The organism is Paraburkholderia sp. RL18-085-BIA-A (assembly GCF_046027075.1).
Classification (GTDB): Bacteria; Pseudomonadota; Gammaproteobacteria; order Burkholderiales; family Burkholderiaceae; genus Paraburkholderia.
Genome location: NZ_JARESU010000732.1, coordinates 1 through 230 on the forward strand (window position 1 = coordinate 1; position 230 = coordinate 230).

1 protein-coding gene is annotated in these 230 nt (G+C 68.3%); it reads left to right on the forward strand.

Annotated features, from left to right (window positions below; genetic code table 11):
- On the forward strand, window positions 1–230 hold a 230-nt coding region (locus tag P0D89_RS54595), incomplete at both ends, for a transposase (RefSeq protein ID WP_408371670.1).

Sequence of the window (230 nt, forward strand, 5' to 3'; positions counted from 1 at the left end):
GCGCTGCTGGTCCCCTTGGGGCGTCACGACGTCGAGCTGGCCGGGCCGGACAAGAAGCGCCAGAAGAACACCCCCCGGTTCGACGCGCGTACCGCGCTCGCGCGCTGGGCGGGCGTGGACCTGACGCGCATCAACGGCCTGTCCGTGGCAACCGTGATGACAATCCTCTCCGAGATCGGCCCGGACCTGAGCCGCTTTGCCAACGTCAAGCACTTCTGTTCGTGGCTGCG